This is a genomic window from Catenulispora sp. GAS73, from assembly GCF_041262085.1.
Classification (GTDB): domain Bacteria; phylum Actinomycetota; class Actinomycetes; order Streptomycetales; family Catenulisporaceae; genus Catenulispora.
This window is the reverse complement of record NZ_JBGCCM010000006.1, coordinates 385,484-399,269: the sequence shown is the minus strand read 5'-3', so window position 1 is coordinate 399,269 and position 13,786 is coordinate 385,484. Positions and strand designations below refer to the sequence as shown.

Sequence of the window (13,786 nt, the reverse complement as noted above, 5' to 3'; positions counted from 1 at the left end):
GTTGGAAGACGAAGACTATGAGGCCATGGGTGGTGGGGGTGGGGCAACGGGATTTGCGGGTGGGATACGAGTTGTGTGGTTTCGAGAGTACTGACTACAGTTGTCTCGCTGGGGTAGCCAAGGATCCTAAAGACTGCCCCGGCTTTATTCTGCGCCGCTAAGGACACAAGGCCAGCAGAGTACGAGGTAGCTCAGATGAGCTTGCTGATGTGCCGGGTCGTCGACGATCTGGCGCCGAGGTTTCGGTTGCCGGTGCGCCTTCTGTAGCGCGAGCCGGTACCGTTGCGCGCTCCACGACGACGGTGCCGTACTCGCCTGTAGCGCGCAACCAGTCGGTGACGCTGTCAAGGAAACAGCGATACACGTCCAGCTGTTCGCGCGCGTACGCATCACGTCTCGCATCCGTGTGCCTGGCGACGGCCCCGACCCGTACGCCGGGCATCCGTGCCACGGCCTGAAGCACCTCGACCGCGACCTGGTGTCGCAATGCTTTACAACGGTTCCACTCCGGGTCTTTCGAGGGATTTCCCCGACCGTTGATGAAGCGATAAGCGTGCAGCTCGGTGTAGGCGTCGATGCCGTAGGCGCTCAGCAAGTAGTTGCGAACCCGGAGCCAGTGATCAGGGGCCGCAGACCAGTCCTCAGCCGCGACCTGGACGAACCCGTACACGATCCAGCCACTCTGAGGTGAGCCGGAATCATCAACGTAGTACCAACGGAAGCTCATATCCGGACACTACATAGCACCACGATCCCCTCGTTCGGGGAAAAACTATCGAACCGGGCATAACGGCCGGTTTTCCGCCCGAACGAGTGACCGAACCGCCCCGGCGCCTAATACCCCCGAGCCCGCGTCAAAGCATGCTCCAGAACCACGATCAGCGATTCCCGCACCGAGTCCGCACTGCGCGCGTCGAAAGCCACGACCGGGACCTCCGGGGAGACGTCCAGTGCCGAGCGCACTGCGGGGAGCGAGTGCGACAGGACGCCGTCGAAGGCGTTCACCGCGATCGCGAACGGGGTTCCGTCGCGCTCGAAGTAGTCCACGGCGGGGAAGCACTCGTCCAGTCGGCGGGAGTCCACGACCACCAGGGCGCCCAGGGCGCCGGCGGTCACGTCCTTCCACATGAAGCCGAAGCGGTCCTGGCCCGGGGTGCCGAAGATGTAGAGCTTCAGCGTGGGGTCCAGGGTCAGGCAGCCGAAGTCCATGGCGACCGTGGTGGTGGTCTTGCGCGGCGTCATGGTGGTGTCGTCCACGCCCGCCGCGACCTCGGTGATCGCGGCTTCGGTGGTCAGCGGTTCGATCTCGCTCACCGCGCCGATGGCGGTGGTCTTGCCGACGCCGAAGCCGCCGGAGATCACCATCTTCACCGGCTGCGGGGGGCGGGTCGCGGTCGCCGTGGTGCCGGCTTCAGTCATGGCCGGGTCCGCCTGACGTGTGGATTGCGCGGAGGCCATCGATCACCCTTCTCAAGATGTCCAGATCCGAGCTGCCGGCCGCGCGGGGGACGTGCACGGTGAGCAGCTGTCGTGTGTGCAGGTCGCCTACCAGGACGCGGACCACGTTCAGGTGCAGGCGCAGCCGGGCGGCCAGTTCGGCCAGGGAGACCGGGACGCGGCAGGTCTCGATGATGGCGCGGCGTTCGAAGGCCAGGTGCGGCTCCTCCAGCTGGGCCAGCGCCTCGGGGGTGGCGACCAGCTGGGTCTCCATCGGCAGCGACTGTTCCTCGGCGACCACGCGTCCTTCGGTGAGCAGGAACGGGCGCACCGCCGAGACCGGCTCGGCGGTGTCGCTCTGCTGCTGCCCGGCGGGGCCCGCCCCGCCTGCCTCGGTCACCCCTGCCCACCGCCCGGTCTGCGCGCGGGGACGCCCATGCCGACGGTGTTCTTCAGCTCGATGATCAGCGCCGGGCTCAGGACGGCGCCGACGCGGTTGGCGAACAGCGTCATCTCGTAGGCCACGTTGGCCAGCTTGGCGTCGGCCGTGGTGACCGCGCCGAGCACGGCTCCGTTGCCGATCCTGGTGATCAGCAGGTAGCCGCCCTCCATGTCGATGATGACCTTGTTCAGCGCGCCCAGGCCGTAGTTGCCGCCGGCGCCGGCGGCCAGCGAGGTCATCCCGGAGACCACGGCGGCCAGCCGCTCGGAGGACCCCGGGTCCTGCGGGCGCGAGACGGCGATCAACAGCCCGTCGGACGACACCGCGATGGCGTCGACCACGCCGGCGGTCTCGGTGGCGAAGCGGGCGACCATCCACGTGAAGTCCGCGGCGTCGGCCGCGAGCCGCTGTTCATCGCTCTCCCACGGGGCGGCACTGTTAGAACCGATCATGAGTGTCGTCCTCCTATTGGTCTTCCCCGTCCCGCTCCGGCGTGGTCGGGCCCGCGTGGCGGGCCGCCTGCCGTCGGGTCGGAATCTGGTCGGCGCTGTCGCGGTTCGCTCGTTCCACTCCCGCTTCGAAGTCCTCCAAAGCGTCCCGCACGGCCCGCGCGTCCTGCGGCTGGGCCGGCCCGTCGGCGCCCACCACCGGCATCTGGCTGGTGGGCCAGTCCGGATGCGAGGGCGTCTTGCGGACCCGGCGGGGCAGGGCCCCGTCGGCGGGCTGCGGGGTGGTGGCGCTCGGCGGCGCGACGGCGCCGGGCGGGGCGGCCGGAGCGGGGCCGGCGGCGAACCGCGGCGGCTCCGGCGCCGGCTGGTGGGGAGGAACCATTCCAGGCGCTTCCGGAGCGGGTGCCGCCGGCGGCGCCGGGACCGTGGGCGGCCGGCGCACCGGCAGCATCCCGGTCTCCCGGCGCGGTTCGGGCACGGGCTGGTGCGGCAGGTGCTGCGTCTCGCCGCCGGCCAGCGCGCGCCGGCGGCCGAGGCCTTCGGGCGGCACGGGGGCCAGCGGACCGAGCGAGTACCGGGCTCCGGAGGCGTCCGGCGCGCCGGGCCGGCCGAGCGCGTCGAGTCCGGACGCCTGGAGCGACGAGCCGTCCGGTCCGGCGGCCGGCGGCTGGTGGGGCTCGTGGGGCTGGTTGCCCGCCGGTGCCTGGGGCTGGAGCGGCTGATACGAGGCCGGCGCTGCGGGCGCCGGCGCCGGCGGTGCGAACTGGCCTTCGGCGGCGTTCGGGGTCCGGTCGAACTGCTGGAACGAGGGCGACTTCGTCGGCTGGCCCTCGGCGGGGTTCGCCGGGCGCTCGAAGCGTTGGAACGAGGGCTGGCCGGGCTGACCGTCGACAAAACCGACGGCACCTGCCGCGGCGGCCGCGGCAGCCTCAGCCGGGTCGACGGGAGCAGGCTGATACGACGGCGCCGTGTACGGCCCCGCCTGGTCAGCGGCGTATCCGGCGGGCCCGAAGGGCACGGTGGGAGCGGCCGGCGAACCAGCAGCACTCCCCGGAGTGGCGTAAGCGTCGAACTCCGAAGTCGGCGTCGGCAGACTGAAAGCCTCCCCCGGCTGCGACGCGCCCGGCACCCGGCGCGGCAGTCCCTCGGCCCCCGGCGGCAACGCAGCCGCAGGGCCCGGATTCGCGCGCGGCCGGGAAGGCGGCGGCGCGTGCAGCGGCTGCGCCGGCGTCAGCGGCGGCCTCCCGCGCATCTCCAGGGCCTGAGCGTGCGCCTGCGCCGGGCTGGACGGCAGCGCCGGCACCCCGTTGGCGGCCGGCGCCGGTGCCGCCGCCGGAACCCCGGTCGCGGCGGCCTCGGCGGCGTCCCCGCGCGGGGCCCGCGTCCCGGCCGACTCCGTGACCGGCCCGGCCAGCAGGAATCCGGGCACGTACACCCGCGCCGTCGTCCCGCCGCCGGTGGTCGGCGACAGCTCCACGGCCGCGCCGGTGCGCACCGACAGCCGACCCACCACGAACAGCCCCAGCACCCGGGTCGGTGCCAGGTCCAGGCGCTCGCGGCGCACCAGGCGCGCGTTCTCCTGCGCCATCTGCTCCGGGGACATGCCCATGCCGCGGTCCACGATCTCGATCACGAACCCGCGCGCGGACAGCCCGACCGCGATCTCCACCCGCTGGCTGGCCGGGGAGAACGACACCGCGTTCTCGACCAGCTCGGCGACCATCAGCGTCATGTCGCCGACCGCGGACGGCGCGACCATGGCGTCGTCCTCGGCGATCAGCACCACGCGCTGGTACCCCTCGACCCGGCCGACGGCCGAGCGGACCACGTCGGTCAGGCGCATCGGCGAGCCGGAGATGTTCGCCTCGCGCTCGCCGGAGAGCAGGATCAGGCTGTCGGCACCGCGCTGCAGACGCACCGCGAGGTGGTCGATGCGGTACAGCCGGTCCAGCAGCACCGGATCGGTCTCAGTACGCTCCACCTGGTCGATGATCGAGAGCTGACGCCCGGTGAGGTTGTGGATCCGGTGCCCGACGTTGCCGAACATCTCCGCGGTGTTGCGCCGGATGGTGACCTGCCGCTCCAGCATCAGCAGCGCGGTCTCCTGCACCTTGTTGAACGCCAGCGCCAGGTCGCCGAGCTCGTCGTCGGTGGGCACCGGGATGGCCTCGAAGTCCGGCAGCTCGCCCTTCTCGCCGAGGTCCTCGTCGGTGACGCGTTCCAGGTCGGCCGCGGCGGCGCGGGCCACGCGGGTGGCGGCCTCGGTCAGCTGCACCACGGGGCGCACCACCGAGCGCCGGATCAGCCCGGAGAGCACCATCAGCGCCCCGGCGGCCAGCACGCCGACCCCGATCAGCAGGCCGACGGTGACCTCGGCCTGCCGGGCGTTGTCCCGGGCCACGCCGATGATGCGGTCGGTGATCTGGGCCTCGGCGGCCTCCCGCTGGTTGCTCGCGCTCTCGAAGGCCGCGGTCAGCGAGGTGCGGTCGCTCAGGGTCTGGATGTCCTGCAGGTTGATCTGGGTGTTGCCGTTGACGCCGCGGATGGGGTCGAAGGCCTGGCCGTAGAGGGCCTCGGCCCTGCCCTGGTAGTTCCGGAAGACCTGGTCCTGCGTGGAGTCCAGCAGCGCGGCGATGGCGTCGCGGTCGGAAGCGGCCGTGGACTTCTGCACCAGCCCGAACTGCACCTGCGCGACCTGGTCCCAGCGCAGCGCGGTGGCGTACTGCTCGCCGGCGTTGTACTCGGTGGGGGCGGAGGCGAACGCGGTGAGCGAGGCCTCGCGCTGGCTCTCGGCCATGTCGCCGGAGTACAGCGCGGACAGCTCGGATTCCAGCGAGGCGGCCGGTCCCCCGGCGGCGGCGTGGCCGCCGAAGTCCAGGGCCGAGACCATCTGCGAGTCGATGGCGCCGTACACGGTGTCGACGAGCTGCTGGACGTGCGCCTGCAGCACATAGTTCTGCGACATGCCCTCGCTGGCCGGCAGCTCACGCACGTAGCTCAGATCGGACACGGCGGCCAGCGCGGCTTTCAGCGTCGGCGTGGCGGTCTGGCCGAAGTCCCGGGTGACCTGGTCGACCTGGGCGTCGGTGGCGGCGATGGCGCCCTGGTACTCGCGGGCCTTGTCCGGGTCGGCACTCATCGCCGCCTGCGCCTTGTCGCGCTCCAGCGACAGGTCCTGGATCAGCTGGCTGACGGACTTGGAGGAGGACAGGAAGTCCGCCGCCGAGTTCCACTGTCCGGCCACGTTGACCTCGTGGATCGCCACCGGGGTCATCAGCGCGGCCATGGCCACGGTGGGCAGCACGACCAGCAGGTCCATGCGGCGGCGGAACGGCAGCCGGCCGCGGAACGCCACCGGCTTGGCCGTGGCCGCGGTGGTAGCCGTGGTGTTGGCGACATCGGCGCCCGAGCCCTGCGTCACGTCCGCACCGCCTCCCTTGCCCCGAGCGGTCATTGCTGTTTGATCCGGTTCCAAGCCGCGACCCACTGCGGGTAGGACGCGCAGTCGTCGCCGGTGCCGTCCAGGCAGTGCGCGGTGGGCGTGGCCCAGTAGTGGACGTCGGCCCAGTACGACGGGTCGTCGGCGTGGTAGGTCGCGCAGAACCCGGGGTCGGCGGTCTTGGTGCACGCCTGGGTGTTCGCCGGGGCCTCGCCGACGTACTCCGCGACCTGGGCGTTGACCTGGGCGGAAGTGATGTAGGCCAGCCACTTGTAGGCGCAGTTCAGGTTCTTCGCCGTGGAGGTGACCATCCAGGTGTCCGACCAGCCGGTGCTGCCCTCGACCGGCTTGGCCGTGGCGATGTCGGCGTGCCCGGACTTCTGCAGGCCGTTCACCACCACCTGCCAGCCGATGCCGATGCTGTCCGCGCCCTTGGCGAAGGCGGACTGCTGGGCCGCGGTGCTCGGCCAGTAGTCGCCGACCGCGGCGCGCTGCTTGGTCAGCAGGGCGACGACGGCCTGGAACTGGGCCGGGTGCAGCGAGTAAGGGTCCTTGATGCCCAGCGACGGCTGGCTGTGCATGAGGTACAGCGCGGCGTCGGCGATGGTGATCGGGGAATCGTAGACGGACAGGTGGCCGGCCGCCGAGGGGTCGGGGTTGAACACCGCGCCCAGCGAGGTCGGCGCGGCCACCTTGTCCTTGTTGTAGATCAGGACGTTGGCGCCGCGGCCCTGCGGGACGCCGTAGGGCACGCCGTTCACCGCGTTCCAGCGCTTGTTCTCCAGCGTGGAGTTGATCTGCGCGTAGTCGGGGACCTTGGAGACGTCGACCGGGGCCACGTCTCCGCTGGCTATCATCCGCAGGCTGGCGTCACCGGAGGCGGAGACCAGATCGTAGCGGCCGGTCTTGACGTCGGCGACCATCTCGTCGGAGCTGCCGGCGGTTTCGGCGTGCACGGTGCAGCCGGTCTGGTGCTCGAAGGGCTGGACCCACTGGGGCTCGGCATAGCCGTCCCAGACCACCATGTAGAGGTCGCCCTCGGAGACCGCGCCGGGCTCGGCCATCGGCACCGGCGGGGGCACGAAGGCGCCGGCCGTGCCGGATCCCGGCCCGGACGAGCAGCCGGCGACCAGCGCCACGGCGGCGACCACCGCGGCCAGGCGCGCCGTGATGGACCCGTATCGACGTCCAGGGGACACCGACCGCACTATCGCCATAGACCGGGGCGCTTTCTGTCACTCGTCGCTTGTCATGCCAGAGCCTTGCGTGGGGGGACACGGACGGCACGCGACCGTACGCGACGCGCTGCACACTACACGATCGTATGGTCAGTAGAGAATCAGGGAGCGTATGAAAAGGGCTGGATCCGCTCAGGCCCAAACATCAGTACGTAGGGGTTCTGGCAGGTAAGCGTTGTCGAGGGCGTGGAACGCCGGATCCGCGCCGCGCGCGGCACCCGCTTCGTCGTCACGGGGCGGTTCGAACGTGCGGGGGCCGAGCAGCACGATCGCGGCCTGATTCATCAAGGCCGTGATGCTCGTCGCGACCTCAGCGGACTCTGCGCGAGACGAGTAGGGGTTGTGGGTCGGTCGTGGGCCGGGCCGGGCCGGGTCGCGGGCCGGTCGCGTCGGCGCGGCCCTCTAGGATCGGCGCATGGCGAAGAACCCCGAGCGGCTGATGGTGCTCGACACCCCGACGCTGTACTTCCGCGCCTTCTTCGGCGTGCCCGACACCATCCGCTCCCCGGACGGGATGGTGGTCAACGCGGTGCGCGGCACGCTGGAGTCCGTCAGCTACCTGATCGCCACGTACAAGCCGGACCGGCTGGTGGCGTGCTTCGACGCGGACTGGCGCCCGGCGTTCCGGGTGGAGGCGATCCCGTCGTACAAGGCGCACCGGGTGTTGGAGGAGGCACCGGCGGGCGCCGCGGGCGTGGACGTCGAGGAGGTCCCGGACCTGCTGAGCCCGCAGGTCCCGGTCATCGAGGCGGCGCTGGACGCCCTGGGCATCGCGCGCGCCGAGGCACCGGGCTTCGAAGCCGACGACGTCCTGGCCACCCTGGCCGAGCGCTGGGACGGCCGCGGCCCGGTGGACGTGGTGACGATGGACCGCGACCTGTACCAGCTGGTCGACGACGCACGCGAGATCCGCGTCCTGAACATCGGCAAGGGCGTGACCAAGCTGGAGCCGGTCACGGACGCGGTGCTGCGCGAGAAGTACGGCATCAGCGGCGGCGAATACGCGGACTTCGCAGCCCTGCGCGGCGACCCGAGCGACGGCCTCCCGGGCGTCCAGGGCATCGGCGAGAAGACGGCGGCGGCGCTGATCTCGCAGTACCGCGACCTCGCAGGCGTCCGCGCGGCGGCGACGGACCCCACGTCGACCCTGAAGCCGGCCCAGCGCAAGCGCATCGCGGAGGCGGCGGCATACCTGGACGCGGCCCCGACGGTGGTGCGCGTCGTGCGCGACGCACCGGTGGTGGAGCACGACGACGTGCTGCCGCGCGAGCCGAAGGACCCGGTCACGGCGACGATGCTGGCGGAGAAGTTCGGGGTGAAGGCGGCCATGGCCCGGGTGACGCGGGTGATGGCGGAGCGGTAGGGGTGGTGGCGCTCGCGCGACTGGCGGGCCGGACAGTGGCGGCGGCGGACCTGCGGTTTGCGGGGGCGGCGGCATTTTGTTAGGGCATTATCGCCCCTTATCCACAGTTATAGCTTTGACCACCGACAGGTTCGGCACCGCCGGCCAGGTGTCCATGGAGCCACCGGCGCCGGCGATCAGAAGGACCGCCGGCCTTTCCGGTGCGCCGAACGTCTCCGCACCATGGCGACGGAGTTCACCGTCGCCATGGTCTCGGTCACGTCAGCCGTTCATCATCGAGTACGCGACCACGCCGCGCCGCAGCCCGTCGATGGCCTCCTGCGCCGCGGCCCGCACGGTGCTCGTCTTGCCGCCGGAGGCCTTCAGCTCGGCGGCGGCGTTCGCGACCTGGCCGAGCAGGTCGATCAGCTGCTTGCACCAGCGTACGAAGTCGCCTGCGGGCATCTCCACATCCCACAGCACCTCCTCCAGTGCCTTGCCGGAGGCCCACTGGAACGCCGGCAGTGCGAAGCCGAGGTCCGGCTCGCGCTGGAACTCCAGGTGGTGGTCGGTCTCCAGTTCCTCCAGCTTGGCCCAGAGGCGGACCATCTCGTCCAGCGTCTTCGGCACGGCTCCGCCGGGCAGGCGGGGCGGGCCCGCGTCGTCGGCGCGGCGGGCCTCGTACACCAGCGCTGATACGCAGGCGGCGAGTTCCGGCGGGGTCAGGCCCTCCCACAGGCCGGCGCGTAGGGTTTCCGCGGTCAGGAGGTCGAGCTCCGTGTACAGCCGGCCCAAGCGCTTGCCGATCGGGGTGACCTCGTCGCCGTCGAGGTAGCCCAGCTGCTCCAGGAGGCCGCAGACGCGGTCGAAGACCTTGGCGATGCTGTTGGTGCGTCCTGCGACGCGCCGTTCCAGCTGCTTGGTCTCGCGGTCCAGCTTGTGGAAGCGTTCGGCCCAGCGTGCGTGGTCCTCGCGGTCCTGGCAGCCGTGGCAGGGGTGCGCTCGGATGGCCTTGCGCAGGCGGCTGATCTCCGTGTCGTCCGCCGCCTCGGCGCGGTAGCGGGTCTTGCGGTAGGGCGGGATCTCCTTGTCGCCGGCCTTGCTGCGCAGCACCGCCGCCAGGTCCTTGCGAGACTGCGGGGACTTGGCGTTGAAGGACTTCGGGACGCGCATGTGGTCCAGCGGCTGCGCCGGGCTCGGGAAGTCCGTCACGGACAGCCGCACGACCTGCCGGTCGACCGTCAGCACCACCGGGCGCGGGCCGTCGCCGGTGACCTGCTTCGGGCGTCCCCCGGTCGAGGCCGGTATCCCCGGGTCCAGGACCACGGCGACGCCGGCGCGCTTGCCGGCCGGGACCACGATGATGTCGCCCGGCTGGAGCTTCTCCAGGGACTCCAGAGAGGCGGCGCGGCGGTTCGCAGCGCCCTGGCGCGACAGGTCGGCCTCGCGGTCGGAGAGCTGGCGACGCAGCACCATGTACTCGTCGAAGTCGCCGAGGTGGCACGTTATGGCCTCGGAGTAGCCCTCCAGCGCCGTGGTGTTCTTGCGAACCTGGCGGGTCAGGCCGACGACGGCCTGGTCGGCCTGGTACTGCGCGAACGAGGTCTCCAGCAGGTTGCGCGCGCGCTCGGCGCCGAACTGCCCGACCAGGTTCACGGCCATGTTGTACGACGGCTTGAACGACGAGCGCAGCGGGTACGTCCGCGTCCCGGCCAGCCCGGCGAGCGCCTTGGCGTCCAGGTCGGGGCGCCACATGACGACCGCGTGCCCCTCGATGTCGATGCCGCGGCGGCCCGCCCGGCCGGTGAGCTGCGTGTACTCCCCGGCGGTCAGGTCTACGTGGTTCTCACCGTTCCACTTGGTCAGCGCCTCCAGGACCACGGTGCGGGCTGGCATGTTGATGCCCAGCGCCAGCGTCTCGGTCGCGAACACCGCCTTGACCAGGCCCTGGACGAAGAGCTCTTCGACGATCTCCTTGAACGTCGGCAGCATGCCCGCGTGGTGCGCGGCCACGCCGCGCTGCAGGCCGTCGAACCAGTCGTGGAAGCCCAGGACGTTGAGGTCCTCCGACGGGATCTTGCCGGTCCGCTCCAGCACGTGCGTCTTGACCCGGGCTCGCTCGTCGGCGGTCAGGAGCCTGACACCGGCGTGCAGGAACTGCTGGACCGCGGCGTCGCAGCCGGCCCGGCTGAAGATGAAGGTGATGGCCGGGAGCAGGCCCTCGGTGTCCAGCTTCTCGATCACGTCGACCCGGCTGGGCACCCAGCCGCCGCGGCCGCGGCGGTTGACCCGGCCGCGCTGGCCGCGGTTGCCGCCGCCACCGCCTCCGCCGCGCGGGCCGCCCCGCTTGTACATGGACTCCGAGCCCTCGCGGTTCAGGCGCACGAGCTCGGGGTTGACCCGCAGCTCGCGGGCCGCCGAGATGCCGCCCTGGCCGTTGGCGCCGGGCATCGCCTCGCCGTCGGCGCCGTTGGCGAACAGGTCGAACATCCGCTTGCCGGACAGCACGTGCTGCCACAGCGGGACCGGCCGGTGCTCCCAGACGATGGACTTCGTGTCGCCGCGCACGGTGCGTAGCCAGCCGGCGAACTCCTCCACGTTCGACACCGTCGCCGACAGCGCCACCAGACGCACCGACTCCGGCAGGTGGATGATGACCTCTTCCCAGACCGCGCCGCGGAAGCGGTCGGCGAGGTAGTGGACCTCGTCCATGACCACGTAGCCGAGTCCGGACAGGGTCCCGGAGCCGGCGTAGAGCATGTTGCGCAGCACCTCGGTCGTCATCACGACCACCGGCGCCTCGCCGTTGACCGTGTTGTCGCCGGTCAGCAGGCCGACGTTGGCCGCACCGTGCCGGGCGACCAGGTCGGTGTACTTCTGGTTGGACAGCGCCTTGATCGGAGTGGTGTAGAAGCACTTGACGCCCTGCGCGAGGGCCAGGTGGACGGCGAACTCCCCCACGACGGTCTTGCCCGAACCGGTCGGGGCGGCGACCAGGACGCTGTCCCCGGCCTCCAGCGCGCGACAGCCCTCGATCTGGAACCCGTCGAGGTCGAAGTCGTAGCCGCCGCGGAAGCGCTGGAACTCGGAGAGGGCAGGCACATCGGGAGCCCGCAGGGGCTCAGCGGGCGATGACATGTCTCCACCCTAACCGCAAGCTTGATCGCCGCGCTTCAGGTTTGTGAGGCGGTCCGGACGGTGCTCACCCCGCGGGACGAAAGACGCGCAATGCGGCCGGCAGCGTCCGCAGCGTCACCGGCAGCGCGCCGATCCGCTCGCCGTCGGCCCAGCAGCTGACGCCCTCGGCGTGCAGCTCGATCTCGGCGGCATGGTGCACGTCGACCTTGGGGTGGTTCACGTGCCGGCCCTTGAACACCTTCGGGAAGATCGTCAGCAGGGTCGGCTTGGAGATCTTGCGGACCTCGGTGAGCTGGAAGCGGCCGTCGTCCATGCGGGCCTCGGGGCAGATGAGCATGCCGCCGCCGTAGGAGGGGCCGTTGCCGACCGCGATCAGCATGCACTCGTCGGTCAGCTCGCGGTCGTCCAGCCGGATGCCGAAGCGCGGCGCCTTGAAGCGGGGCAGCTCCAGCAGCATCGACAGGTCGTAGCGGCGCTTGCCGCGCGGCCAGCGCATCTGGTTGGCGCGGTCGTTGACCTTGGAGTCCAGGCCGCAGGCCATCACCGTGGAGAAGCGGCGGACCACCTCGGCGGAGGTGCCGGCGCCGACCGTGGCCTCGCCGAGGTCGATGCGGCCGACCTCGCCGGCGGCGATCACGCGGGCCGCGGCCTCCGGGTCCTTCAGCGGGATGCCCAGGCTGCGCGCGGTGTCGTTGCCGGTTCCGGCCGGGATGATGCCGAGCACGGTCTCCGGGTGGTCGGTCAGCAGCCGCAGGCCGGCCGAGACCATGCCGTCGCCGCCGACCACCACCAGGGCCGCCTCGTGGTTCTTCAGCAGCGCGTCGCTCGCCCGCTGCTCGCCGTCGTAGGCGTCGCGGCCGACGATGTCGGTCACCTCGATCCCGGCGGCCCGCAGCGCGGCCACGGCGCGCCGGCCGGCTTCGGCGCCCGCGCCCTTGGCGGACGTGGGGTTGATCAGGGCGACGACGTGCTCGGGTCTGTGTTGGCTGGAAGGGCTAGGCACGCGCGAACGCTAGCAGCGCGTGGCCCCGTCCGTCATGGCGTCGTGACCGGCGCGTTATCCCGGGCGTGCGCCGGGCGGTCACGTCAGGTCGTCGTAGTCGTCGTCGAAGCTGCGCCGGACCTGCTCGACCGGGCGCGCCTGGTCCACCGGGACCGGGCTCAGATCGAGATCGGAGGCCTCGTCCGGGGACAGGTTGGCGTTGATGTTGCGCGCGGCGCGGCGCTTGTCGTTCATGACCGCGATGCCGATGGCCGAGTAGTAGAGCAGGCACATCGGGACGGCCAGGGCGGTCATGCCCAGCGGCTCGCCGGTCGGGACCGCGGCGGCCGCGAAGATGAAGATGCCGAAGGTGACGTAGCGCCAGGACTTCTTCAGGCGCTCGGAGGACAGCACGCCGGTCAGGTTCAGGGCCACGACGATCAGCGGCACCTCCATGGAAGCGCCGAAGACCAGCACCATCCGCAGGAAGAAGCCGATGTAGTCGGTCAGCGGGATGGCGTTGGGCGACTCGGACGGGGTGAACCCGAGCAGCACGCTCATGACGTGCGGGACGAGCACATAGCACAGCGCGGCGCCGCCGGCGAACAGCGGCACCGCGACGGCGACGAAGCCCAGGCTGTACTTCTTCTCGTTCTTGTGCAGGCCGGGCGCGATGAACGCCCACAGCTGGTACAGCCAGACCGGGCTGGCCAGGATCATGCCGACCATCAGCGAGACCTTGAAGTCGACCGCGATGCCGGAAGTGGTGCCCGAGGAGGTCAGCACGCCGCTCTTACAGGTGCTCGTCACGTTGTAGGCGACGCCCTTGACGTTCGTGTCGCAGACCGCGCGGGTCAGGGCGTGGATGACCTGCTTGTGGACGAGCCAGCCGGCGACCGCGCCCAGCGCGATGCCCACCGAGGAGCGGAACAGGCGGGTGCGCAGCTCGCGGATGTGCTCGCCGAGCGGCATCCGGCCCTCGGGGTCCTTGGGGACCTTCACGGACTTCGGCGGCTTGCTCTTGCCCTTGGGCCGGGTCCCGTTGGCGCTGGCCTGCGTGGTCATGGTCTCGGAGGTCCTTCAGTTCTGGGCGTTGTCGGCGCGCTTGGCACCGCCGTCGACGATCGAGCCGGGGATCACCTTGGCCTCGGGCAGCTCCACGTCATCCGCCGCGGCCTGCATCTCCGACTTCATGATCTGCGCCGACTTGCGGATGTTGCGCACCGAATCGGGCAGCCGCTTGCGCCCGAACAGCGCCCAGGCCGCCACCACGATCAGACCGATCTCGATCAGCCTCATGAACACGGGCCGACCCCCTT

The 13,786-nt window shown here is 71.1% G+C and carries 12 protein-coding genes; 1 reads left to right on the top strand and 11 read right to left on the bottom strand.

Annotated elements, in window-relative coordinates:
* Window positions 1-157: 157 nt before the first annotated feature.
* The 7 genes from ABH935_RS12205 to ABH935_RS12175 form a co-directional block, all read right to left on the bottom strand.
* Window positions 158-727 carry a hypothetical protein gene (locus ABH935_RS12205; protein WP_370377945.1) on the bottom strand — a complete coding sequence of 190 codons (570 nt, stop codon included), beginning with the start codon at window positions 725-727 and terminating at the stop codon, window positions 158-160.
* A gap of 107 nt (window positions 728-834) precedes the next feature.
* Window positions 835-1,419 carry an ATP/GTP-binding protein gene (locus tag ABH935_RS12200; RefSeq protein ID WP_370377944.1) on the bottom strand — a complete coding sequence of 195 codons (585 nt, stop codon included), beginning with the start codon at window positions 1,417-1,419 and terminating at the stop codon, window positions 835-837.
* A complete protein-coding gene (locus ABH935_RS12195) occupies window positions 1,412-1,837 on the bottom strand; it encodes a DUF742 domain-containing protein (RefSeq protein ID WP_370377943.1) in 426 nt (141 codons plus the stop codon). The genes ABH935_RS12200 and ABH935_RS12195 overlap by 8 nt, the downstream gene beginning before the upstream one ends.
* Window positions 1,834-2,331: a roadblock/LC7 domain-containing protein gene (locus ABH935_RS12190; protein ID WP_370377942.1), complete on the bottom strand. Its 498-nt coding sequence runs from the start codon at window positions 2,329-2,331 to the stop codon at window positions 1,834-1,836. The genes ABH935_RS12195 and ABH935_RS12190 overlap by 4 nt, the downstream gene beginning before the upstream one ends.
* Before the next feature lie 13 nt (window positions 2,332-2,344).
* The gene (locus tag ABH935_RS12185; protein WP_370377941.1) at window positions 2,345-5,782 is read right to left on the bottom strand and encodes an ATP-binding protein; all 3,438 of its coding nucleotides are present in this window, start codon (window positions 5,780-5,782) and stop codon (window positions 2,345-2,347) included.
* Window positions 5,779-6,966: an ABC transporter substrate-binding protein gene (locus ABH935_RS12180; RefSeq protein ID WP_370377940.1), complete on the bottom strand. Its 1,188-nt coding sequence runs from the start codon at window positions 6,964-6,966 to the stop codon at window positions 5,779-5,781. Before ABH935_RS12180 ends, ABH935_RS12185 begins: the two co-directional genes overlap by 4 nt.
* 171 nt (window positions 6,967-7,137) lie before the next feature.
* A complete protein-coding gene (locus ABH935_RS12175; RefSeq protein ID WP_370377939.1) occupies window positions 7,138-7,293 on the bottom strand; it encodes a hypothetical protein in 156 nt (51 codons plus the stop codon).
* A 151-nt stretch (window positions 7,294-7,444) separates the two neighbouring features.
* Here ABH935_RS12175 and ABH935_RS12170 point away from each other — a divergent pair, with 151 nt between their 5' ends.
* Entirely contained in the window at window positions 7,445-8,368 is a 924-nt protein-coding gene (locus ABH935_RS12170) for a 5'-3' exonuclease H3TH domain-containing protein (protein WP_370377975.1), read from the top strand.
* Between the two features lie 261 nt (window positions 8,369-8,629).
* Here the strand turns inward: ABH935_RS12170 and ABH935_RS12165 are convergent, their stop codons facing one another.
* The 4 genes from ABH935_RS12165 to ABH935_RS12150 all read right to left on the bottom strand — a co-directional run bounded on the left by ABH935_RS12165 (window position 8,630) and on the right by ABH935_RS12150 (window position 13,772).
* Window positions 8,630-11,485, bottom strand: a complete 2,856-nt coding sequence (locus ABH935_RS12165; protein WP_370377938.1) for a DEAD/DEAH box helicase — start codon at window positions 11,483-11,485, stop codon at window positions 8,630-8,632.
* Between the two features lie 64 nt (window positions 11,486-11,549).
* Complete coding sequence (locus tag ABH935_RS12160; RefSeq protein ID WP_370377937.1) at window positions 11,550-12,488, bottom strand: diacylglycerol kinase; 939 nt, start codon at window positions 12,486-12,488, stop codon at window positions 11,550-11,552.
* 78 nt (window positions 12,489-12,566) lie between these two features.
* Window positions 12,567-13,532, bottom strand: a complete 966-nt coding sequence (gene tatC, locus ABH935_RS12155; protein ID WP_370377936.1) for a twin-arginine translocase subunit TatC — start codon at window positions 13,530-13,532, stop codon at window positions 12,567-12,569.
* A 15-nt stretch (window positions 13,533-13,547) separates the two neighbouring features.
* Window positions 13,548-13,772: a translocase gene (locus ABH935_RS12150; RefSeq protein ID WP_370354505.1), complete on the bottom strand. Its 225-nt coding sequence runs from the start codon at window positions 13,770-13,772 to the stop codon at window positions 13,548-13,550.
* Window positions 13,773-13,786: the final 14 nt, after the last annotated feature.

Bases quoted from the DNA above. Each gene is read 5' to 3' on its own strand.
- ABH935_RS12205 (WP_370377945.1), bottom strand. From the start codon at position 727: ATGAGCTTCCGTTGGTACTACGTTGATGATTCCGGCTCACCTCAGAGT.
- ABH935_RS12200 (WP_370377944.1), bottom strand. From the start codon at position 1,419: ATGACTGAAGCCGGCACCACGGCGACCGCGACCCGCCCCCCGCAGCCG.
- ABH935_RS12190 (WP_370377942.1), bottom strand. From the start codon at position 2,331: ATGATCGGTTCTAACAGTGCCGCCCCGTGGGAGAGCGATGAACAGCGG.
- ABH935_RS12185 (WP_370377941.1), bottom strand. From the start codon at position 5,782: ATGACCGCTCGGGGCAAGGGAGGCGGTGCGGACGTGACGCAGGGCTCG.
- ABH935_RS12170 (WP_370377975.1), top strand. From the start codon at position 7,445: ATGGTGCTCGACACCCCGACGCTGTACTTCCGCGCCTTCTTCGGCGTG.
- ABH935_RS12165 (WP_370377938.1), bottom strand. From the start codon at position 11,485: ATGTCATCGCCCGCTGAGCCCCTGCGGGCTCCCGATGTGCCTGCCCTC.
- tatC (WP_370377936.1), bottom strand. From the start codon at position 13,532: ATGACCACGCAGGCCAGCGCCAACGGGACCCGGCCCAAGGGCAAGAGC.